Genomic DNA, 22,350 nt, shown 5'->3' on the forward strand with positions numbered 1-22,350 from the left:
ACTTGTGATCGCCCTCTCTCTCGCCGAGATCGCCTCAGTCGTCGGCGGGCAGACGCACGACATACCGGATCCGTCCGTCCAGGTCACCGGACCGGTCGTCCGGGACTCCCGCGAGGCCGGGCCAGGCACCCTCTTCGTCGCCTTCGTCGGTGAGCGTGTGGACGGCCACGACTTCGCACAGGCGGTCGTGGAAGCGGGCGCCGTCGCCGTACTGGCGTCGCGCCCCGTCGGCGTGCCCGCGATCGTCGTGGCGGACGTCCAGACGGCTCTCGGCGCCCTCGCGCGACATGTCGTACGACGGCTCGGCGCGACCCTCGTCGCCCTCACCGGCTCCGCCGGCAAGACCAGCACCAAGGACCTGATCGCCCAGGTACTCCAGCACAAGGCGCCGACGGTGTTCACGCCCGGCTCGCTGAACAACGAGATCGGGCTGCCGCTGACCGCGCTCAGCGCCACCGAGGAAACCCGGTTCCTGGTCCTGGAGATGGGCGCCCGCGGCATCGGCCACATCCGCTACCTGGCCGATCTGACCCCGCCGAAGATCGGCCTCGTGCTCAACGTCGGGACCGCCCACATCGGCGAGTTCGGCGGCCGGGAGCAGATCGCGCAGGCCAAGGGCGAGCTCGTCGAGAGCCTGCCGGAGGACGGCACCGCGGTCCTCAACGCCGACGATCCCCTCGTACGGGCCATGACATCCCGTACGAAGGCGAAGGTGATCCTTTTCGGAGAGTCCGGCGAAGCGGACGTACGCGCCGAGAACGTGAGACTCACGGACAGCGGACAGCCCGCCTTCCTGCTTCACACACCCTCCGGTGCAAGCGAAGTGACCATGCGCCTGTACGGTGAGCACCACGTGTCGAACGCGCTCGCCGCGGCCGCCGTCGCCCACGAACTGGGCATGTCCGCGGAAGAGATCGCCACCGCGCTCTCCGAGGCGGGCTCCCTCTCCCGCTGGCGTATGGAGGTCACCGAGCGCCCGGACGGCGTGACGGTCGTCAACGACGCCTACAACGCGAACCCCGAGTCCATGCGAGCCGCCCTGCGCGCGCTCGCGGCCATGGGCAAGGGGCGGCGGACCTGGGCGGTGCTCGGCAAGATGGCCGAGCTCGGGGACGAGGCGCTCGCCGAGCACGACGCGGTCGGACGGCTCGCCGTCCGGCTCAATGTCGGCAAGCTCGTCGCGGTCGGGGGCAGGGAAGCGTCCTGGCTGCAACTGGGCGCATATAACGAGGGTTCGTGGGGTGAGGAGTCGGTGCACGTGTCCGACGCACAGGCGGCGATCGACCTGTTGCGCAGCAAGTTGCGCCCGGGAGACGTCGTACTCGTGAAGGCGTCCCGTTCGGTCGGCCTGGAGAGCATCGCCGCGGCGCTGCTCGCAACCGGCGCCGAGGGTGAGGTTGCCGCCCGATGATGAAGCAGATCCTGTTCGCAGGAGTCATTGGCCTCTTCCTGACCCTGGTCGGCACCCCGCTGCTGATCAAGCTGCTCGCCCGCAAGGGCTACGGCCAGTACATCCGCGACGACGGCCCGCGCACGCACGGCAGCAAGCGCGGAACGCCGACCATGGGCGGTATCGCCTTCATCTTCGCGACGGTCGCCGCGTACTTCCTGTCGAAGGTCATCACCGGCTACACCCCGACCTACTCCGGCCTGTTGGTGCTCGGCCTGATGGTCGGCATGGGCCTGGTCGGCTTCCTCGACGACTACATCAAGATCGTCAAGCGGCGTTCGCTGGGCCTCAGGGCCAAGGCGAAGATGGCCGGCCAGCTGATCGTCGGCATCAGCTTCGCGGTGCTCTCGCTGCAGTTCTCCGATGCCCGCGGCAACACCCCGGCCTCCACCAAGCTGTCGTTCATCACGGACTTCGGCTGGACGATCGGCCCGGTGCTGTTCGTCGTCTGGGCGCTGTTCATGATCCTCGCGATGTCGAACGGCGTGAACCTGACGGACGGTCTGGACGGCCTCGCCACCGGTGCCTCCGTCCTCGTCTTCGGCGCCTACACCTTCATCGGTGTCTGGCAGTTCCAGGAGTCCTGCGCCAACGGCGAGAGCCTGACCAACCCGGGCGCCTGCTACGAGGTGCGCGACCCGCTCGACCTCGCGGTCATCGCCTCCGCACTGATGGGCGCCTGCCTCGGCTTCCTGTGGTGGAACACCTCGCCCGCCAAGATCTTCATGGGTGACACCGGTTCGCTCGCGCTCGGCGGTGTGCTCGCCGGTCTCGCGATCTGCTCGCGCACCGAGCTGCTGATCGCGCTCCTCGGCGGCCTGTTCGTCCTCATCACCATGTCGGTCGTCATCCAGGTCGGCTCCTTCCGCCTGACCGGGAAGCGCGTCTTCCGAATGGCGCCACTCCAGCACCACTTCGAGCTCAAGGGGTGGTCGGAAGTCCTTGTGGTGGTCCGCTTCTGGATCATCCAGGGCATCTGCGTGATCGTCGGCCTGGGTCTCTTCTACGCGGGATGGGCGGCGGACAAGTGACCGACTGGCAGGGCAAGCGCGTCACCGTCGCCGGGCTCGGCGTCTCGGGCATCCCGGCGGCCAAGGTGCTGCACGAACGCGGCGCTCTCGTCACGGTCGTCAACGACGGCGACGACGAGCGGGCCCGTGCCCAGGCGGCCGAACTGGAGGCGCTGGGCATCACCGTGCGCCTCGGTGACGGCGCGACCCTGCCGGAGGGCACCGAGCTCATCGTCACGGCCCCCGGCTGGAAGCCGGACAAGCCGCTGTTCGCGGCGGCACGCGTTGCCGGCGTGCCGGTCTGGGGCGACGTCGAGCTCGCCTGGCGGCTGCGCGGACCCGATGCCGCGCCCTGGCTCGCGGTCACCGGCACCAACGGCAAGACCACGACCGTCCAGATGCTCGCCTCCATCCTGAAGGCGGCGGGCCTGCGCACGGCCGCCGTCGGCAACATCGGCGTCTCACTCCTCGACGCGGTCCTCGGCGAGGAGCAGTACGACGTCCTCGCGGTGGAACTGTCGAGCTACCAGCTCCACTGGGCGCCCTCGCTGCGCGCCCACTCCGCCGTCGTGCTGAACCTGGCGCCCGACCACCTCGACTGGCACGGCTCCATGGCGGCGTACGCCGCCGACAAGGGCCGTATCTACGAGGGCAATCGGGTCGCCTGCGTCTACAACGTCGCCGACAAGGCCACCGAGGACCTGGTGCGCGAGGCGGACGTCGAGGAGGGGTGCCGGGCGATCGGCTTCACCCTCGGCGCGCCGGCGCCCTCCCAACTCGGCGTGGTGGACGGCATCCTGGTCGACCGCGCCTTCGTGGAGGACCGGCACAAGAACGCCCAGGAGCTCGCCGAGGTCTCCGACGTCAACCCGCCCGCCCCGCACAACATCGCCAACGCCCTTGCGGCGGCCGCCCTCGCGCGTGCCTTCGGGGTGCCGGCGGCAGCCGTACGGGACGGGCTGAGGGCCTTCACGCCGGACGCCCACCGCATCGCGCACGTGGCCGACATCGACTCGGTCGCCTACATCGACGACTCCAAGGCGACCAACACCCACGCGGCGGAAGCCTCCTTGGCCGCGTACGAGTCGATCGTGTGGATCGCGGGCGGCCTCGCGAAGGGCGCGGCCTTCGACGAGCTGGTGACGGGGGCGGCCAAGCGGCTGCGCGGGGTCGTTCTCATCGGCGCGGACCGTGCGCTGATCCGCGAAGCCCTCACGCGACACGCCCCGGAAGTACCCGTCGTCGACCTCGACCGGACCGACACTGGGGCGATGCTCCAGGCAGTCCAGGAAGCGAAACGGCTCGCTGTCTCAGGCGACACGGTCCTGCTGGCCCCGGCCTGTGCCTCCATGGACATGTTCACCAACTACAACAAGCGCGGTGACGCGTTCGCGGAGGCGGTTCGCGAACTCGGCGCCTGACCCGGCCGCCTGCCGGGCGGACCTTGGGAGGGACGCGTGGGACCGTCAAGGCCGACGTACAGCGCGATGTATTGCGGAGACAGCGATGCCCGGTAGCCGTACCGGCCGGCCGCCCGCGCAACGGCGGGCCGTCAGGCCCGCCGCCCCCCGGGCCCCGCGGGAGAACCCGTTCCTCAGCCTGTACCTGCGCGCCCGCCGCGCCTGGGACCGGCCGCTGACCGCGTACTACCTGATCCTCGGCGGCAGCCTGCTGATCACCGTGCTCGGACTGGTGATGGTCTACTCGGCCTCCCAGATCACCGCCCTGCAGATGTCCCTGCCGGGCTCGTACTTCTTCCGCAAGCAGCTCCTCGCGGCCGTCATCGGCGGGGTACTGCTGCTGGTCGCCTCCCGGATGCCGGTGAAGCTGCACCGGGCGCTCGCCTACCCGATCCTCGCGGGCGCCGTCTTCCTGATGACCCTGGTACAGATCCCGGGGATAGGGATGTCGGTCAACGGCAACCAGAACTGGATCTCCCTCGGCGGCTCCTTCCAGATCCAGCCCAGCGAGTTCGGCAAGCTCGCACTCGTGCTGTGGGGCGCCGACCTGCTCGCCCGCAAGCAGGACAAGAAGCTGCTGACCCAGTGGAAGCACATGCTGGTGCCGCTCGTGCCGGCCGCCTTCATGCTGCTCGGGCTGATCATGCTCGGCGGCGACATGGGTACGGCGATCATCCTGACGGCGATCCTGTTCGGCCTGCTGTGGCTTGCGGGCGCGCCGACCCGGCTGTTCGTCGGGGTGCTGTCGATCGCCGCCACGCTCGGTGTGATCCTCATCAAGACCAGCCCCAACCGCATGGCCCGGCTCCAGTGCATCGGCGCCACCGAGCCGAAGGCCGGAGTGGCCGACTGCTGGCAGGCCGTGCACGGCATCTATGCGCTCGCCTCCGGCGGACTCTTCGGTTCCGGGCTCGGTGCGAGTGTGGAAAAATGGGGCCAACTCCCGGAAGCGCACACGGACTTCATCTTCGCCGTGACCGGTGAGGAACTGGGCCTGGCGGGGACGCTGTCCGTGCTCGCCCTCTTCGCGGCTCTAGGCTATGCGGGTATCCGCGTGGCCGGACGCACGGAGGACCCCTTCGTGAGGTATGCCGCGGGAGGTGTGACCACCTGGATCACCGCACAGGCGGTGATCAACATGGGTGCGGTGCTCGGTCTGCTGCCGATCGCCGGTGTCCCCCTCCCGCTGTTCTCGTACGGGGGATCCGCCCTGCTGCCGACCATGTTCGCCATCGGGTTGCTGATCGCCTTCGCGCGTGACGATCCCGCTGCGCGGATGGCGCTTTCGATGCGGCAACCCCGCTTTGGTAGAAAGCGGGCGGGAGGCCCTGTGCGGGGGCCTCGGAGATGGAACACGATGAGACGGCGTGCCTCGATGGCGCGCTCGTCCGGAGAGCGGTGAATTTCGGTGCATGTCGTACTCGCCGGTGGGGGGACCGCCGGCCACATCGAGCCAGCGCTCGCCCTCGCGGACGCCCTGCGCAGGCAGGACCCGACCGTGGGAATCACGGCCCTGGGCACGGAGCGCGGCCTGGAGACCCGGCTCGTACCGGAGCGGGGCTACGATCTCGCGCTGATCCCCGCGGTACCGCTGCCACGCAAGCCCACCCCCGAGCTGATCACCGTCCCGGGCCGGCTGCGCGGCACGATCAAGGCCGCCGAGCAGATCCTGGAGCGCACCAAGGCGGACTGCGTCGTCGGCTTCGGCGGCTACGTGGCGCTGCCCGGCTACCTCGCCGCGAAGCGCCTGGGCGTGCCCATCGTGATCCACGAGGCCAACGCCCGTCCCGGCCTCGCCAACAAGATCGGCTCGCGGTACGCGGCCAAGGTCGCCGTCTCCACCCCGGACAGCAAGCTGCGTGACGCCCGCTACATCGGCATCCCGCTGCGCCGCTCGATCGCCACCCTCGACCGGGCGGCCATGCGCCCCGAGGCCCGCGCCGCCTTCGGACTCGACCCGAACCTGCCGACGCTGCTGGTGTCCGGCGGTTCGCAGGGTGCGCGCCGGCTCAACGAGGTGGTCCAGCAGGTCGCGCCGTACCTCCAGCAGGCCGGGATCCAGATCCTGCACGCGGTCGGCCCCAAGAACGAACTGCCGCAGGTACAGCAGATGCCGGGGATGCCCCCGTACATCCCGGTACCGTACGTGGACCGGATGGACCTCGCGTACGCCGCGGCCGACATGATGCTCTGCCGCGCGGGCGCGATGACCGTCGCCGAACTCTCCGCCGTCGGACTCCCTGCCGCCTACGTCCCGCTGCCCATCGGCAACGGCGAACAGCGGCTGAACGCCCAGCCGGTGGTCAAGGCCGGCGGCGGACTCCTGGTCGACGACGCGGACCTGACGCCCGAGTGGGTGCAGCAGAACGTCCTGCCCGTGCTCGCCGACCCGCACCGGCTGTACCAGATGTCCCGCTCCGCCAGTGAGTTCGGCCGCCGGGACGCCGACGACCTGCTCGTCGGCATGGTGTACGAGGCGATCGCCGCCAGCCGTGCACACCGATAGGGACCGTATTTCCGTGTAGGCGAAGGGCAGGGAGCGTGGCCGGATCGACGACCGCCGAGCGCGGTGAACGCCAGCAGGAGTCGTCCGGCCCGCCGCCCGTCCGGAGGTTCACACCACCCCGGCTTCGTACGATCATCATCCTCGCCGTCGCGCTGGTGCTCGTCGGCGCCGGTTCCGTCTGGGTGCTGTACGGATCGAACTGGCTGCGCGTGGAGCGCGTATCGGTCTCCGGGACCAGGGTTCTGACGCCCGCGCAGGTGCGCGAGGCCGCCGACGTTCCGGTCGGAGCGCCGCTGATTTCCGTCGACACCGATGTGATCGAGGCACGACTGCGCAGGAAATTGCCCCGAATTGACGTGGTTGACGTAGTGCGTTCCTGGCCCGATGGAATCGGGCTGAAAGTGACTGAGCGTACTCCGGTTCTGCTTGTCCAAAAGGGCGGAAACTTTGTCGAAGTGGACGATGAAGGTGTCCGATTCGCCACGGTTTCCGAAGCCCCGAAAGGCGTGCCCGCACTGGAATTGACGCTGTCCCGGCCGGGCTCGCGCGCCGCGAGCCTGCGCCGTTTCGGCGAGGACCGATTGGTGCGGGAGGCAGTCCGCGTCGCGCGTGCCATTCCGGCCGCCGTCGCGCATCGGACCCAGGCCGTCAAGGTGCGTTCGTACGACGACATCTCGCTGGAGTTGAGCGACGACCGGACCGTCGCCTGGGGAAGCAGCGAGAAGGGCGCCGAGAAGGCCCGTACGCTCACGGCTCTCATGAAAGCCTCTCCCGATGCGCGGCACTTCGACGTCAGCGTGCCCGCCGCGCCTGCGTCATCAGGGAGTTGACGCACATCCGCGCAGGCCAGCACCCTGGTTGGGCACTGCTACGCCTGATCACATAGGGTGAAAAGAAAAACGGGAGGTTCGGCGTGTTCGTTGAACGTGCGCCACTTGTCGACTTAGTGTCCTGTTCAGAAGACTCCAGGGAACAGACACACTGGTAACCCTAAACTTCAACGTTAGGGTTCGGGTCGGCGATACGGACCGTCCCAATCGGCATCAGTCGTCGGACCGCGGCAAGGCCGCGAGGCGACGACACGTAACTCGAGGCGAGAGGCCTTCGACGTGGCAGCACCGCAGAACTACCTCGCAGTCATCAAAGTCATCGGTGTCGGCGGCGGTGGTGTCAATGCCATCAACCGGATGATCGAGGTCGGTCTCAAGGGCGTCGAGTTCATCGCCATCAACACCGACGCGCAGGCGCTGTTGATGAGCGACGCCGACGTCAAACTCGACGTCGGCCGCGAACTCACCCGCGGACTCGGCGCCGGAGCCAACCCGGCTGTGGGCCGCAAGGCCGCCGAGGACCACCGCGAGGAGATCGAGGAGGTCCTCAAGGGGGCCGACATGGTCTTCGTGACGGCCGGTGAAGGCGGCGGCACCGGCACCGGCGGCGCGCCCGTCGTGGCCAACATCGCACGCTCCTTGGGCGCCCTCACCATCGGCGTGGTCACGCGCCCGTTCACCTTCGAGGGACGGCGTCGCGCCAACCAGGCCGAGGACGGCATCGCCGAACTCCGCGAAGAGGTCGACACCCTCATCGTTATCCCGAACGACCGGCTGCTGTCCATCTCGGACCGCCAGGTCTCGGTCCTCGACGCCTTCAAGTCGGCGGACCAGGTCCTGCTCTCCGGTGTTCAGGGCATCACCGACCTCATCACCACGCCCGGCCTGATCAACCTCGACTTCGCCGACGTCAAGTCGGTCATGTCCGAGGCCGGTTCGGCCCTCATGGGCATCGGCTCGGCCCGCGGCGACGACCGCGCGGTGGCCGCGGCCGAGATGGCGATCTCCTCGCCGCTCCTGGAGGCGTCCATCGACGGCGCCCGGGGCGTGCTGCTCTCCATCTCCGGCGGCTCCGACCTCGGTCTCTTCGAGATCAACGAGGCCGCCCAGCTGGTGAGCGAGGCCGCCCACCCCGAGGCCAACATCATCTTCGGCGCGGTCATCGACGACGCCCTCGGCGACGAGGTCCGGGTCACCGTGATCGCGGCCGGCTTCGACGGCGGCCAGCCGCCGGCCCGCCGGGACACCGTCCTCGGTTCGACCTCGTCGTCCTCCTCCGCCCGTCGCGAGGAGCCCACTCCGGTGCGGCAGACCGAGAGCCGCCCGTCCTTCGGCTCGCTCGGCAGCGTCACGCCGAAGGAGGAGTCGGAGTCGGTGCCCGAGCCGGTGGCCGACCTCCCGGTCGCTCCGCCGGTCCCGCCGTCGCGGACCTACTCGGACAGCGCGGCCGAGGAGCTGGATGTGCCGGACTTCCTGAAGTGATAGGACAGCGCGAGACCGTGAGCGGCGCGCACTTCGCCTTCACCGACCGGTGGGGCGGGGTGAGCGCCGCTCCGTATGAGGAGCTCAACCTCGGTGGTGCGGTCGGCGACGACCCCGAGGCCGTACGGACCAATCGTGAACTGGCCGCCAAGTACCTGGGACTCGACCCCGCTCAGGTGGTCTGGATGAACCAGGTGCACGGGGCCGATGCGGCGGTGGTGGACGGACCCTGGGGCTCGGCTTCGGGGGTCCCCTCGGTCGACGCGATCGTCACCGCCCGGCGCGGACTCGCCCTCGCCGTCCTGACCGCCGACTGCACGCCCGTCCTGCTCGCCGACCCGGTCGCGGGGATCGCCGCCGCGGCCCACGCGGGCCGGCCCGGCATGATCGCCGGCGTCGTCCCCGCCGCCGTACGGGCCATGGCGAAGCTGGGCGCCGAGCCCTCCCGGATCGTCGCCCGCACCGGACCCGCCGTCTGCGGCCGGTGCTACGAAGTGCCGGAAGCCATGCGCGCCGAGGTCGCGGCCGTCGAACCTGCGGCGCACGCCGAGACGAGCTGGGACACACCCGCGGTCGACGTGACCGCCGGAGTGCACGCACAGCTCGAGCGACTCGGGGTCCGCGACCGGCAGCAGTCGCCGGTGTGCACGCTCGAGTCGGGCGACCACTTCTCATACCGCCGCGATCGCACCACGGGGCGACTCGCGGGATATGTCTGGTTGGACTGATGGGGCATGACGGACCGTAAGGGTGAACTCGCCGGAAATCTGGCGAAAGTGGAGGAGCGCATCGCCGCCGCATGTGGGGCCGCGGGGCGCAAGCGCGAAGAAGTGACCCTGATCGTGGTCACCAAGACCTATCCCGCGAGTGACGTGCGGATGCTCTCGGAGCTCGGTGTGCGTCACGTCGCCGAGAACCGGGACCAGGACGCGGCACCCAAGGCCGCGGAATGCGCGGATCTGCCCCTTAATTGGCACTTCGTCGGCCAGTTGCAGACCAACAAGGTGCGGTCTGTGGTCGGTTACGCGGATCTCGTGCAGTCTGTCGATCGTTCCAAGCTCGTCACGGCTTTGTCCAAGGAGGCCGTGCGGGTCGGGCGTGAGGTGGGATGTCTCCTGCAGGTCGCACTCGACGCGGACGAGAGCGGAAGGGGCGAGCGGGGTGGTGTAGGACCTGGCGGAATCGAAGAGTTGGCCGACCTCGTCGCCGACGCTCCGGGGCTGCGGCTCGACGGGCTGATGACCGTCGCTCCGCTTACCGGCGAGTACGCGGGGCGCCAACAGGCGGCGTTCGAGCGGTTGATGGATTTGTCGACCGACCTGCGCCGAACGCATCCGGCTGCGAACATGGTCTCGGCAGGGATGAGTGCGGACCTCGAACAGGCCGTGGCGGCCGGAGCGACACATGTACGCGTCGGCACCGCGGTACTCGGAGTACGCCCCAGGCTCGGGTAACGTCGCCAGGAAGTCGGACCACAGCAGAAAATATGGTCATTTCCGCAGCACAGCGGGCATAACGACCTAGTGGATCGCGGGCACTTGGCAGTCGTCAGCCGATCCACCACAGAGCGGAGGACTCAGAGAATGGCCGGCGCGATGCGCAAGATGGCGGTCTACCTCGGCCTCGTGGAGGACGATGGGTACGACGGCCGCGGTTTCGACCCCGACGACGACTTCGAACCCGAACTGGACCCGGAGCCCGAGCGGGACCGTCGACGGCACGAGCTGTCACACCAGTCGCACGGTTCACACCAGTCTCATCAGGCACATCAGTCTGAAAGGGGCGAATCGGTACGAGTGGTGCAGCCCCCGGTGCCGCGCGACCCGCTGCCCCGTTCCGCTTCGCTAGGCGCGGAATCCGGGCGTCCGGCGCGTATCGCGCCCGTGGCATCCATCACACAAGAACGCGCAAGCCTGGAGAAGAATGCACCGGTGATCATGCCCAAGGTCGTGTCGGAACGAGAGCCTTACCGGATCACCACACTTCACCCCCGGACCTACAACGAGGCCCGTACCATCGGGGAACACTTCCGTGAGGGCACCCCGGTGATCATGAATCTGACTGAGATGGATGACACAGACGCGAAGCGACTTGTCGACTTTGCGGCCGGTTTGGTGTTTGGTCTTCACGGCAGCATCGAGCGGGTGACGCAGAAGGTGTTCCTGTTGTCGCCTGCTAACGTCGATGTCACGGCGGAGGACAAGGCCCGCATCGCAGAGGGCGGGTTCTTCAACCAGAGCTGAGACGCACGACCGGAAACAGCAGTACAAGTAGTAGTCAGCAGCACGGAACAGGGGAGAGGGAAGCACAGGCAATGAGCGTGGTTCTGGATGTCGTCTACATCGCGCTGATGTGCTTCCTCATCGTGCTGATCTTCCGGTTGGTCATGGACTACGTCTTCCAGTTCGCCCGCTCATGGCAACCCGGCAAGGCGATGGTGGTCGTTCTGGAGGCCACCTACACTGTCACTGATCCACCGCTCAAGCTTCTGCGGCGGTTCATTCCGCCGCTGCGTCTCGGGGGCGTGGCGCTCGACCTGTCCTTCTTCGTACTGATGATCATCGTCTACATCCTGATCTCCGTCGTGAGCCGGCTGTGAACGATACGGTCTTGCCGAATGCCGACGACTACGTTGAGGTGAAGAGATGCCGTTGACCCCCGAGGACGTGCGGAACAAGCAGTTCACGACCGTCCGCCTCCGAGAAGGCTATGACGAGGACGAGGTCGATGCCTTCCTCGACGAGGTCGAAGCCGAACTGACGCGCCTGCTCCGCGAGAACGAGGACCTGCGTGCCAAGCTGGCCGCGGCCACGCGCGCTGCTGCCCAGAATCAGCAGAACATGCGCAAGCCCCCGGAGCAGCAACAGGACCAGCAGCAGGGAATGCCCCAGCAGGGCGGTATGCCGCAGCAGGGTGGCATGCCCCAGCAGGGAATGCCTCAGCAGGGCATGCGCGGACCCGGCGGCCCGGTGCCTGCCGGCATATCTGGCCCGCCGCAGCAGCAGATGGGCGGCCCCATGGGTGGCCCGCCCCAGCTGCCGAGCGGTGCACCGCAGCTGCCTGCCGGTCCCAGCGGTGGCCAGGGTGGCCCGCAGGGTCCCGGTCCGATGGGCCAGGGTCCGATGGGTCAGGGCCCGATGGGTGGCCAGCCCCCCATGCAGCAGCAGATGGGCGGCCCGATGGGTGGCCCCATGGGCGGTCCGATGGGCGGCCCCGGTCAGGGCCCCGGTGGCGACAGCGCCGCGCGTGTCCTCTCGCTGGCCCAGCAGACCGCCGACCAGGCGATCGCCGAGGCTCGTTCCGAGGCCAACAAGATCGTCGGCGAGGCGCGTTCGCGTGCCGAGGGTCTTGAGCGTGACGCCCGTGCCAAGGCCGACGCCCTGGAGCGGGACGCGCAGGAGAAGCACCGCGTGGCGATGGGCTCCCTGGAGTCCGCCCGCGCCACGCTGGAGCGCAAGGTCGAGGACCTGCGAGGCTTCGAGCGCGAGTACCGCACGCGCCTGAAGTCCTACCTGGAGTCGCAGCTGCGTCAGTTGGAGACCCAGGCGGACGACTCGCTGGCCCCGCCGCGCACCCCGGCGACCGCGTCGCTGCCGCCGTCCCCGGCGCCTTCCATGGCTCCGGCCGGCGCGAGCGCCCCGTCGTACGGTGGCAACCAGGGCATGGGCGGTGGCCCGGCTCCGGCCGCCCCGTCCTACGGCGGCCAGCAGCAGATGTCCCCGGCGATGACCCAGCCCATGGCGCCGGTACGGCCGCAGGGCCCGTCGCCGATGGGGCAGGCTCCCTCGCCGATGCGCGGCTTCCTCATCGACGAGGACGACAACTGACGGTTATGAGTACGCCGTAGGCGTCGGCAGCGTTCAGGGCGGGGCCCCGGATTTTCATCCGGGGCCCCGCCCTTTTGCTGCGCGCGTTCGGGGTTCCTGCCGTGAGTGTTCGGGTGCCGGTGCAGTTGTCCTGCGTACGCAACGCCGAAGGCCCGGGTGCACCAAGATTTTCTCGGTGTACCCGGGCCTTCGTGTCGTTCGTTACGCCTTGCGCAGGCGGAACGTCAGGGACAGGCCCTCGTCCGTGAACGGGGAACCGTATGCCTCGTCCGCCTGGCCCTGGGCGAAGTCCGTGGCGAGGACCTCCTCGGCGATCAGGGTGGCGTGCTCGTCGAGTGCGGCGATCACCGCCGGGTCCGTCGCCGTCCAGCGCAGCGCGATGCGGTCGGCCACGTCGAGGCCGCTGTTCTTGCGGGCCTCCTGGATCAGACGGATCGCGTCACGGGCCAGGCCCGCCTGGCGCAGCTTCTCCGTGATCTCCAGGTCGAGGGCGACCGTGGCTCCCGAGTCGGACGCCACCGACCAGCCCTCGCGCGGGGTCTCCGTGATGATGACCTCGTCCGGGGCGAGCGTGACCGTCTCGCCCTCGACCTCCACCGACGCCGTGCCCTCGCGCAGCGCCAGGGACAGGGCGGCGGCGTCCGCGTTCGCGATGGTCTTCGCCACATCCTGGACCCGCTTGCCGAACCGCTTGCCGAGCGCTCGGAAGTTGGCCTTGGCCGTCGTGTCGACCAGCGAGCCGCCCACCTCGGACAGCGACGCCAGGGACTCGACGTTCAGCTCCTCCGTGATCTGCGCGTGCAGGTCGGGGTTGAGCGAGTCGAAGCCCGTCGCCGCGACCAGCGCGCGCCGCAGCGGCTGGCGCGTCTTCACGCCCGACTCCGCGCGCGTGGCACGGCCCAGCTCCACCAGACGCCGCACCAGAACCATCTGCTTCGACAGCTCCGGGTCGATGGCGGACAGGTCCGCCTGAGGCCAGGACGCCAGGTGCACCGACTCCGGGGCGCCGGGCGTGACGGGCACGACCAGGTCCTGCCAGACGCGTTCGGTGATGAACGGGGTCAGCGGGGCCAGCAGTTTGGTGACCGTCTCGACGACCTCGTGCAGGGTGCGCAGCGCCGCCTTGTCGCCCTGCCAGAAGCGGCGACGGGAGCGGCGTACGTACCAGTTGGACAGGTCGTCGACGAACGCCGAGAGCAGCTTTCCGGCGCGCTGGGTGTCGTACGCCTCCAGAGCCTGCGTCACCTGGTCGGTGAGCGCGTGGAGTTCGGACAGGAGCCAGCGGTCGAGGACGGGCCGGTCCGCCGGGGCCGGGTCGGCCTCGCTGGGCGCCCAGTCGGACGTACGGGCGTACAGGGCCTGGAAGGCGACCGTGTTCCAGTACGTGAGGAGCGTCTTGCGGACGACCTCCTGGATGGTGCCGTGTCCGACGCGGCGGGCCGCCCACGGTGAGCCGCCGGCCGCCATGAACCAGCGGACCGCGTCGGCGCCGTGCTGGTCCATCAGCGGGATCGGCTCCAGGGTGTTGCCCAGGTGCTTGGACATCTTGCGGCCGTCCTCGGCGAGGATGTGGCCCAGGCACACGACGTTCTCGTACGACGACTTGTCGAAGACCAGGGTGCCGACCGCCATCAGCGTGTAGAACCAGCCGCGGGTCTGGTCGATGGCCTCGCTGATGAACTGCGCCGGGTAGCGGGACTCGAACAGTTCCTTGTTCTTGTGCGGGTAGCCCCACTGCGCGAACGGCATCGAACCCGAGTCGTACCAGGCGTCGATGACCTCCGGCACGCGGGTGGCCGTCTTCTGGCACTGGGGGCAGGCGAAGGTGACGTCGTCGATGAACGGGCGGTGCGGGTCCAGGCCCGACTGGTCGGTGCCGGTCAGCTCGGTGAGCTCCGTGCGGGAGCCGACGACGGTGAGGTGGTCGTCCTCGCAGCGCCAGATCGGCAGCGGGGTGCCCCAGTAGCGGTTGCGGGACAGCGCCCAGTCGATGTTGTTGTTCAGCCAGTCGCCGTACCGGCCGTGCTTGACCGAGTCCGGGAACCAGTTGGTGTTCTCGTTCTCCTGGAGGAGGCGGTCCTTGACGGCCGTGGTGCGGATGTACCAGGACGGCTGCGCGTAGTAGAGGAGCGCGGTGTGGCAGCGCCAGCAGTGCGGGTAGCTGTGCTCGTACGGGATGTGCTTGAAGAGGAGGCCGCGCTGCTGGAGGTCCGCGGTGAGCTTTTCGTCCGCCTTCTTGAAGAAGACGCCGCCGACCAGGGGGACGTCCTCTTCGAAGGTGCCGTCCGGGCGGACCGGGTTCACCACCGGCAGGCCGTAGGCGCGGCAGACCTTGAGGTCGTCCTCACCGAAGGCGGGGGACTGGTGGACCAGACCCGTACCGTCCTCGGTCGTGACGTACTCCGCGTTCACCACGTAGTGGGCGGGCGCCGGGAACTCCACGAGCTCCAACGGACGTTGGTACGTCCAGCGCTCCATCTCGGCGCCGGTGAAGGACTGGCCGGTGGTCTCCCAGCCCTCGCCGAGCGACTTCTCCACGAGCGGTTCGGCGACGACGAGCTTCTCCTCGCCGTTCGTCGCGACCACGTAGGTGACCTCGGGGTGCGCGGCGACGGCCGTGTTGGAGACCAGGGTCCAGGGGGTCGTCGTCCAGACGAGGAGCGCGGCCTCGCCGGCGAGCGGGCCGGAGGTGAGCGGGAAGCGGACGTACACGGACGGGTCCACGACCGTCTCGTAGCCCTGTGCCAGTTCGTGGTCGGACAGGCCGGTGCCGCAGCGCGGGCACCAGGGGGCGACGCGGTGGTCCTGGACCAGCAGACCCTTGTTGAAGATCTCCTTGAGCGACCACCAGACCGACTCGATGTACTCCGGGTCCATCGTGCGGTACGCGTCGTCGAGGTCGACCCAGTAGCCCATGCGGGTCGTCAGGTCGGTGAAGGCGTCGGTGTGGCGGGTCACGGACTCGCGGCACTTGGCGTTGAACTCGGCGATGCCGTACGCCTCGATGTCCTTCTTGCCGCTGAAGCCGAGTTCCTTCTCGACCGCCAGCTCCACCGGCAGGCCGTGGCAGTCCCAGCCGGCCTTGCGGGCCACGTGGTAGCCGCGCATGGTGCGGAAGCGGGGAAAGACGTCCTTGAAGACGCGTGCCTCGATGTGGTGGGCGCCCGGCATGCCGTTGGCGGTGGGCGGGCCCTCGTAGAACACCCACTCGGGGCGGCCCTCGGACTGCTCCAGGGACTTGGCGAAGATCTTCTGCTCGCGCCAGAAGTCGAGCACCGCGTGCTCGAGCGCGGGCAGGTCGACCTGGGCGGGCACCTGGCGGTACGTCGGGATTGTCATCAGCGAGCTTCCTCCGGCGGACTTGCTGCCTTCCGTCCGGAGGGACGAGAGCTGTGTCATTCCCTGCGCCGTTTTCGGCGCGCTCCCGCGGTACCACCCTCCTTGGCCCTCCAGTGCGCCGTACACACCGGTGAGCCCCCTCATTGGGGTCGCGATGCCGGGTCTACTGGCCGCCTTCTTTCGGCTGCGGCTTTCTTCCGGCGGCTCCGGGGTGATCTTCACGTCGCGCTCGCCCCCGGGCTTCCACCGTCCCCGGGTCGCTCTGGGCTGCGTACGTCGCTACTCGTCCCCATCCACGCTTTTCGCTCCGCCCAGTGTACGGCGCCGCAAGGACAGCGGCCGACCGGTTTTCCCGCGGCCGGGGCGGGTGCTCGGCGGAGGCCGGGGATGACCCGAATGGCGAGGTGCGCGTGTTCGAATCCCGGGACGTCCCGCTCGGCGGATTACCCGGCGGGGAGCTGGGCACAACGCATGCAGGTTTGCCGCGCGGCATCCGCGAGGCGGGCGAATCGGGCGGTGCGCCCCGTTGCCGTGGGACTCAAGTCGATTTATCGTCCCAGCACGATTCGCGTGCAAGATCACAATATGTGAAGGGGCCGCGGCCATGGTGGCGAAGAAGACCGCCGTACAGCAGTCGGCGTCCGGGTCCACGGGTGCCTCCGGCGGTGCGGCCAAGGACGTCGGCGGGAAGAAGACGGTGGGTACGGCGGCGAAGAAGACCGCCGTGAAGAAGACCGCCGTGAAGAAGGTGGCCGCCAGGAGCACGGGGTCAGGGGCGGGTGCGGATGCGGGTGCCAAGAAGGCCGCGGCGAAGAAGGCCACGGGGAAGAAGACGGCGGCGGTGACGCAGGCCGCGGTCCAGGAGGAGGGGGCGGAGAGGCCGGCGGGCAGGAAGGCCACCGGCAAGGAGGCGGCGGCGAAGAAGGCCGGAGCGAAGAAGGCCGGAGCGAAGAAGGCTGCGACCGCGAAGGAGACGGGTGCGAAGGCGGCGGCCGTGAAGAAGACGGCTGCTCAGAAGAGCACCTCCACGAAGAGCACCTCCACGAAGAGCGCCCCTACGAAGAGCGCAGCCAAGACGACTGCGGCCAAGAAAAGCACGGCCAAGAAGGCGGGCGCGGCGCAGGCCGCGGAGCAGACGGGAGCCACGACAGTGGTTGCGAAGAAGACTCCTGGCACGGCCGCGGCGGCGAAGACCGCCGTTCCCAAGGCACGGGTCGCCGCGGCGGAGCCCGGCGAGCTCGCGGTGCGCCCCGGCGAGGATCCCTGGACGCCGGAAGAGGTCGAGGAGGCGCGTGCCGAGCTGACGTCCGAGGCGACGCGGCTGCGCGACGAGATCACCTCGTCCGAGGCGTCCCTCGTGGGTCTGATGCGGGACTCCGGGGACGGCGCCGGCGACGACCAGGCGGACACCGGCACCAAGAACATCACGCGGGAGCACGAACTGGCCCTCGCGGCCAACGCGCGCGAGATGCTCATCCAGACCGAGCGCGCCCTGGAACGGCTCGACGCGGGCACCTACGGCCTGTGCGAGAACTGCGGCAACCCCATCGGCAAGGCCCGCATGCAGGCCTTCCCGCGGGCCACCCTGTGTGTGGAGTGCAAGCAGAAGCAGGAACGCCGGTACTGATCACGTGGGCGCCGCGGGGCGTGTCGTACCCTCGTCCTCAGTCAGGTACCTAGCTTGAGGGACTCACGTGGCAGAGGCGGAGCGCATCATCGGTACGCCGGATACCCCTGAGGCGGCGGGCGGCGAGCCGGAGCAGTCGGACAGGCCCGCCGGGGACGCCGGGAAGTCGGCGTCGGGCGAGCCGTCCGCCGCGGACGCGCCGGAGGCCGCCGAGGCCGAGCGGCCCCGGGGCAGGCGGCGGATCGCCGTGCTGTTCGTGGTCGCGGCCTTCGCCTACGCCCTCGACCTGATCAGCAAGATGATCGTGGTCGCCAAGCTGGAGCACCACGCGCCGATCGAGATCATCGGGGACTGGCTGAAGTTCGAGGCCATCCGCAACGCGGGCGCCGCCTTCGGCTTCGGCGAGGCCTTCACCGTGATCTTCACGGTGATCGCGGCCGCCGTGATCGTGGTCATCGCCCGCCTCGCCCGCAAGCTCTACAGCCTGCCCTGGGCGATCGCGCTCGGCCTGCTGCTCGGCGGGGCGCTCGGCAACCTCACCGACCGGATCTTCCGTTCGCCGGGCGTGTTCGAGGGCGCGGTCGTCGACTTCATCGCGCCCAAGCACTTCGCGGTCTTCAACCTCGCCGACTCGGCGATCGTGTGCGGCGGCATCCTGATCGTGCTGCTGTCGTTCAAGGGGCTCGACCCGGACGGCACCGTCCACAAGGACTGAGCACCCGGGACTCTCGTACGAGAGTGTCGGACCCGTCCGGCATACTCGACGGGTGAGCACCATTCCCGAGATCCGCACCCTGCCCGTGCCCGACGGCCTGGAGGGCGAGCGCGTCGACGCCGCCATCTCCCGCATGTTCGGCTTCTCCCGTACCAAGGCTGCCGAACTCGCCGCCGCGGGGAAGGTCACGGTCGACGGGTCGGTGGTCGGGAAGTCCGAGCGGGTGCACGGCGGGGCCTGGCTGGAGGTCGAGATGCCGCAGGCGCCCGCGCCGGTGCAGATCGTCGCCGAGCCGGTCGAGGGCATGGAGATCGTGCACGACGACGACGACGTGGTCGTGATCGTCAAGCCGGTCGGCGTGGCCGCGCACCCCAGCCCCGGCTGGACCGGGCCGACCGTGATCGGCGGGCTCGCCGCCGCCGGGTACCGCATCTCGACCTCGGGTGCCGCAGAGCGCCAGGGCATCGTGCACCGCCTCGACGTGGGCACGTCCGGCCTGATGGTCGTGGCGAAGTCGGAGTACGCGTACACCTCGCTCAAGCGCCAGTTCAAGGAGCGCACGGTCGACAAGCGCTACCACACGCTCGTCCAGGGCCACCCGGACCCGACCAGCGGCACCATCGACGCTCCCATCGGCCGTCACCCGACCCACGACTACAAGTGGGCGGTCACCGCCGAAGGAAAGCCTTCGGTGACCCACTACGACCTCATCGAGGCGTTCCGCGCGGCCTCCCTGCTCGACGTGAAGCTGGAGACCGGCCGTACCCACCAGATCCGCGTCCACATGGCCGCCCACCGGCACCCGTGCGTCGGCGACCTGACGTACGGCGCCGACCCCACGCTCGCCAAGCGGCTCCACCTGACCCGCCAGTGGCTGCACGCCGTACGGCTGGGCTTCGAGCACCCCGGGGACGGGCAGTGGGCGGAGTTCTCGTGCGACTACCCGGACGACCTGCAGCAGGCTCTGGACCAGGTCCGCGAGGAGACCTACGCATGAGCTCGTCGTCGTACCTGATGCGGGTTGCCGAGGAGCTCGCCGACCGGGAGGCGTGCTTCGCGGTACGCAAAGAGGTCTTCGTCGGCGAGCAGGGCGTCCCTGAGGACATCGAGTACGACGTGTATGACGCCGACGCGGTGCATGTGCTGGCGGTCCGGGAGGACGGGACACCGCTCGGGACCGGGCGGCTGCTGCACGGCGCGGCGGCCGCGGCCAAGACCGACGGCGACCCGGCGGTGGGATCGCTGGGCAGGCTCGCCGTGACGAAGGACGCGCGGGGGCTCGGCGTCGGGGCCGCCCTCGTACGGGCGGTCGAGGACGCGGCACGCGCGCGTGGGCTCGCGGCGGTGGACCTGCACGCGCAGACGCACGCGCTGGGGTTCTACGAGCGGCTGGGGTACGTGGCGTACGGCCCGGAGTTCCCGGACGCCGGAATCCCGCATCGGGCCATGCGGCGCGTGCTGTAGCCGCCGGCGCGGGGCTGTGGCGGGGCGTGCTGTGGCGGGGCGTCGAAAGGACCGGTGAACACGTGGCGTGGCAGGCTTGAGGTCTGCTGTGTGAACGCCGAGACGACCCCGGAGGGCTGACCGTGGATCAGTTGGCCCTGCTGTTCGTGCTGTTGCTCGGGGCCGTGGTGAGCGTTCCGGTCGGGGACCGGCTGGGGCTGCCGGCGCCGGTGCTGATGACGCTCCTCGGGATCGTCCTCGCGCTGCTCGACTTCGTGCCGAACGTCAGCATCCCGCCGGAACTCATCCTGCCCCTGCTGTTGCCGCCGCTGCTGTACGCGGCCGTACGGCGCACGTCCTGGCGGCAGTTCACCGCCAACATCCGGCCGATCTTCCTGCTGGCCGTGGCGCTGGTCTTCGTCACCACGGTGTGCGTGGCCGCCGTCGCGAACGCGATCGTGCCGGGGCTGCCGGTCGCCGCCGCAGTGGCCCTCGGCGCGCTGGTCGCGCCGCCCGACCCGGTCGCGGCGACCGCGGTGGCAGGCCAACTCGGGCTGCCGCGGCGGCTGGTGTCCATCCTGGAGGGCGAGGGGCTCTTCAACGACGTGACGGCCATCGTGCTCTACCACGTGGCGATCACCGCGGCGGTGAGCGGGACCTTTTCGCCGTGGCGGGCGGGGCTGGACCTTGTGCTGTCCGCGGTGGTGGCGGTGGCCGTGGGGATCGTGCTGGGGTGGGGCGCCAACAAGCTGATGGACCTGCTCGGGGACCCGACCCTGCAGATCGGGTTGACGCTGCTGGTGCCGTTCGCCTCGTACGTGCTGGCGGAGGAGTTCCGCGGGTCCGGGGTGCTCGCCGTACTCACCACCGCGTTGTTCCTCGCCGAGTACGCCACCGATCCCGACGACGTGCTGACACGGCTCGCCGGACACACCTTCTGGGACATCGTCGACACGCTGGTCACCGGGGTCGCCTTCGGGCTGATCGGCCTCGAACTGCACAACGCGATCCGGACCGCGTCCGGGCGGTGGGGCGAGATGCTCGGGTGGGCGGCGGCGATCGTGGGTGTGGTCGTGTTCGTACGGCTGTTGTGGCTGGTGCCGGCCACCTGGCTCACCAAGCGGCTGCACGCGAGGCGGGACCACGACGAGGACATCCCGATGACCCTGCGGGAGACCGTCGTCATGTGGTGGTCGGGGATGCGAGGGGTGGCGTCCGTGGCGCTGGCGTTGGCGATCCCCCTGAAGACCGATGACGGTTCGGCCTTTCCCGACCGGGACGAGATCGTGTTCATCGCGTTCGGGGTGATCATGGCGACGCTGGTGCTGCAGGGACTGACCCTGCCGTGGCTGGTGAAACGGCTGGGGGTGCAGGCCGACACGGATCGGGAGAAGGAGTTCGAGAAGGCGCTGGCCGTGCGGGCGGCGAAGGCGGCGAAGGCGCGGCTGCGGGAGATCGAGGCCGTGGAGGACCTGCCGGAGGAGTTTTCCGAGCAGATGCTGCGGCGGGCTCACGACATCGGGATGCGGATCAGTCCGGAGGTGGGGGAGGACGAGCGGCGGGAGGCGCATGAGCAGCGGGTGCGGAGGCTGAAGCGGGTGCGGCGGATTCAGGGGGAGATGCTGAGCGCGGCCCGGCACGAGGTGCTGGCGGCGCGGAGTGAGCCGGGGGCCGATCCGGAGGTGGTGGATCGGGTGCTTCGGCATCTTGATGTGCGGAGTTTGAAGTGAGTTGTCGGGTGCGGGCGGGGTGGGGGTGCTGTGTTGGTCTCCCACCCGCGCACCACCCGTTTCCGGTTGGCCGAGGGGGGCTCTCCTGCGGGGGCGCGGCGCCGTCGGCGGCTTTCCGTCGTGGGTACAAGACCCGCTTATGTACGGTTGCGTCATGGCTCGCAACGTTGTCATCAGTGGCGGAGGTACGGGGATCGGGCTCGCCGCGGCGGAGGTCTTCGCGGGAGACGGGGATCGGGTGCTGCTGCTCGGGCGGCGGATCGAGGTGTTGGAGAAGGCCAGGGTGGCCGGGGCGCTGACCTACGCCGCCGATCTGGCCGAGCCGGAGAGTGTGCGCGGCGTCGCCCGGTTCGTGGCCGAGGAGCTCGGGACCGTGGACGTGCTGATCCACAGTGCCGGAGGCGCCGGGCAGCTCGAACCCCGCGCCGACAGCGTCGATCCGCTCGACCTCGTCGCGCACGACTGGACCGTGAACTTCCGCAGCAACACCCTGACCGCGGCCCTGCTCACGGAGGCCCTCAGGGATCGGCTCGCCGAGCCGGGTGGGCGGGTGCTGTTCCTCAGCTCCATTGCCGCGTACCGGGGTTCGGGCAGCGGGGCGTACGCGGCGGCCAAGGCCGGGTTGCACCCCTACGCCCATGACCTGGCCCGGCAGCTCGGGCCCCGAGGCATCACCGTGAACGTCGTCGCGCCCGGCTACGTCGAGGACACCGGGTTCTTCGGCGGCGCGATCGAGGAGGCTCGGCGGGAGCGGCTCGTCGGCGAGACCTCGACCGGGCGTGCGGGGATGCCCGGGGACGTCGCCGCGACCCTGCACTGGCTCGCCTCCCCGGCAGCCGGCCATGTCACGTCCCAGGTGATCCAGGTCAACGGCGGCGCCGAGCGCGGCCACTGAGGCCGTCGGGCCGCAGCCGGCTGTCGGTCGCCCCGG

Annotated in this window: 19 protein-coding genes; 18 read left to right on the top strand and 1 reads right to left on the bottom strand. The window is 69.6% G+C overall.

The genetic code is table 11. The annotated features are described in order from the left end of the window. The first annotated feature begins 4 nt into the window (after positions 1–4). From ADK57_RS12765 to ADK57_RS12820, 12 genes are all read left to right on the top strand, one after another. Positions 5–1,411 (top strand): UDP-N-acetylmuramoyl-tripeptide--D-alanyl-D-alanine ligase, encoded by a 1,407-nt coding sequence (locus tag ADK57_RS12765; RefSeq protein WP_053749535.1) that lies wholly within the window; start codon positions 5–7, stop codon positions 1,409–1,411. Then, complete coding sequence (gene mraY, locus ADK57_RS12770; protein WP_053749615.1) at positions 1,411–2,481, top strand: phospho-N-acetylmuramoyl-pentapeptide-transferase; 1,071 nt, start codon at positions 1,411–1,413, stop codon at positions 2,479–2,481. The genes ADK57_RS12765 and mraY overlap by 1 nt, the downstream gene beginning before the upstream one ends. Continuing rightward, positions 2,463–3,881, top strand: a complete 1,419-nt coding sequence (murD, locus tag ADK57_RS12775; RefSeq protein WP_053749536.1) for a UDP-N-acetylmuramoyl-L-alanine--D-glutamate ligase — start codon at positions 2,463–2,465, stop codon at positions 3,879–3,881. The genes mraY and murD overlap by 19 nt, the downstream gene beginning before the upstream one ends. Before the next feature lie 85 nt (positions 3,882–3,966). Beyond that, on the top strand, positions 3,967–5,322 hold the full coding sequence (gene ftsW / locus ADK57_RS12780; RefSeq protein ID WP_053749537.1) for a putative lipid II flippase FtsW: 1,356 nt from the start codon (positions 3,967–3,969) through the stop codon (positions 5,320–5,322). Positions 5,323–5,328: 6 nt separating this feature from the next. Further along, a complete protein-coding gene (gene murG / locus ADK57_RS12785; RefSeq protein ID WP_053749538.1) occupies positions 5,329–6,426 on the top strand; it encodes an undecaprenyldiphospho-muramoylpentapeptide beta-N-acetylglucosaminyltransferase in 1,098 nt (365 codons plus the stop codon). A gap of 35 nt (positions 6,427–6,461) precedes the next feature. Then, positions 6,462–7,256, top strand: coding sequence for a cell division protein FtsQ (gene ftsQ, locus ADK57_RS12790; protein ID WP_053749539.1), 795 nt, complete (start codon positions 6,462–6,464; stop codon positions 7,254–7,256). A 279-nt stretch (positions 7,257–7,535) separates the two neighbouring features. Next, positions 7,536–8,738 carry a cell division protein FtsZ gene (gene ftsZ, locus ADK57_RS12795; protein WP_053749540.1) on the top strand — a complete coding sequence of 401 codons (1,203 nt, stop codon included), beginning with the start codon at positions 7,536–7,538 and terminating at the stop codon, positions 8,736–8,738. Continuing rightward, on the top strand, positions 8,735–9,466 hold the full coding sequence (gene pgeF / locus ADK57_RS12800) for a peptidoglycan editing factor PgeF (protein WP_053749541.1): 732 nt from the start codon (positions 8,735–8,737) through the stop codon (positions 9,464–9,466). Before ftsZ ends, pgeF begins: the two co-directional genes overlap by 4 nt. 6 nt (positions 9,467–9,472) lie before the next feature. Next, the gene (locus tag ADK57_RS12805; protein ID WP_053749542.1) at positions 9,473–10,192 is read left to right on the top strand and encodes a YggS family pyridoxal phosphate-dependent enzyme; all 720 of its coding nucleotides are present in this window, start codon (positions 9,473–9,475) and stop codon (positions 10,190–10,192) included. Between the two features lie 129 nt (positions 10,193–10,321). Further along, complete coding sequence (sepF, locus tag ADK57_RS12810) at positions 10,322–10,981, top strand: cell division protein SepF (RefSeq protein WP_053749543.1); 660 nt, start codon at positions 10,322–10,324, stop codon at positions 10,979–10,981. A gap of 71 nt (positions 10,982–11,052) precedes the next feature. Next, on the top strand, positions 11,053–11,337 hold the full coding sequence (locus tag ADK57_RS12815) for a YggT family protein (RefSeq protein WP_033318070.1): 285 nt from the start codon (positions 11,053–11,055) through the stop codon (positions 11,335–11,337). A gap of 46 nt (positions 11,338–11,383) precedes the next feature. Further along, complete coding sequence (locus ADK57_RS12820) at positions 11,384–12,565, top strand: DivIVA domain-containing protein (RefSeq protein WP_053749544.1); 1,182 nt, start codon at positions 11,384–11,386, stop codon at positions 12,563–12,565. Positions 12,566–12,766: 201 nt separating this feature from the next. Here ADK57_RS12820 and ileS read toward each other — a convergent pair whose 3' ends face one another. Next, positions 12,767–15,904 carry an isoleucine--tRNA ligase gene (ileS, locus tag ADK57_RS12825; RefSeq protein WP_053749616.1) on the bottom strand — a complete coding sequence of 1,046 codons (3,138 nt, stop codon included), beginning with the start codon at positions 15,902–15,904 and terminating at the stop codon, positions 12,767–12,769. A gap of 604 nt (positions 15,905–16,508) precedes the next feature. Here ileS and ADK57_RS12830 point away from each other — a divergent pair. The 6 genes from ADK57_RS12830 (at position 16,509) to ADK57_RS12855 (ending at position 22,314) form a co-directional block, all read left to right on the top strand. Next, complete coding sequence (locus ADK57_RS12830; RefSeq protein ID WP_053749545.1) at positions 16,509–17,531, top strand: TraR/DksA family transcriptional regulator; 1,023 nt, start codon at positions 16,509–16,511, stop codon at positions 17,529–17,531. Positions 17,532–17,598: 67 nt separating this feature from the next. Then, positions 17,599–18,246, top strand: a complete 648-nt coding sequence (lspA, locus tag ADK57_RS12835) for a signal peptidase II (protein ID WP_053749546.1) — start codon at positions 17,599–17,601, stop codon at positions 18,244–18,246. 52 nt (positions 18,247–18,298) lie between these two features. Beyond that, positions 18,299–19,243 carry an RluA family pseudouridine synthase gene (locus tag ADK57_RS12840; protein ID WP_053749547.1) on the top strand — a complete coding sequence of 315 codons (945 nt, stop codon included), beginning with the start codon at positions 18,299–18,301 and terminating at the stop codon, positions 19,241–19,243. After that, on the top strand, positions 19,240–19,710 hold the full coding sequence (locus ADK57_RS12845) for a GNAT family N-acetyltransferase (RefSeq protein WP_053749548.1): 471 nt from the start codon (positions 19,240–19,242) through the stop codon (positions 19,708–19,710). Before ADK57_RS12840 ends, ADK57_RS12845 begins: the two co-directional genes overlap by 4 nt. A gap of 122 nt (positions 19,711–19,832) precedes the next feature. Beyond that, a complete protein-coding gene (locus ADK57_RS12850) occupies positions 19,833–21,419 on the top strand; it encodes a Na+/H+ antiporter (protein ID WP_053749549.1) in 1,587 nt (528 codons plus the stop codon). 154 nt (positions 21,420–21,573) lie between these two features. Then, the gene (locus ADK57_RS12855) at positions 21,574–22,314 is read left to right on the top strand and encodes an SDR family NAD(P)-dependent oxidoreductase (RefSeq protein ID WP_053749617.1); all 741 of its coding nucleotides are present in this window, start codon (positions 21,574–21,576) and stop codon (positions 22,312–22,314) included. The last annotated feature ends 36 nt before the right edge of the window (positions 22,315–22,350 follow it).

The organism is Streptomyces sp. MMG1533, from assembly GCF_001279775.1.
Classification (GTDB): domain Bacteria; phylum Actinomycetota; class Actinomycetes; order Streptomycetales; family Streptomycetaceae; genus Streptomyces.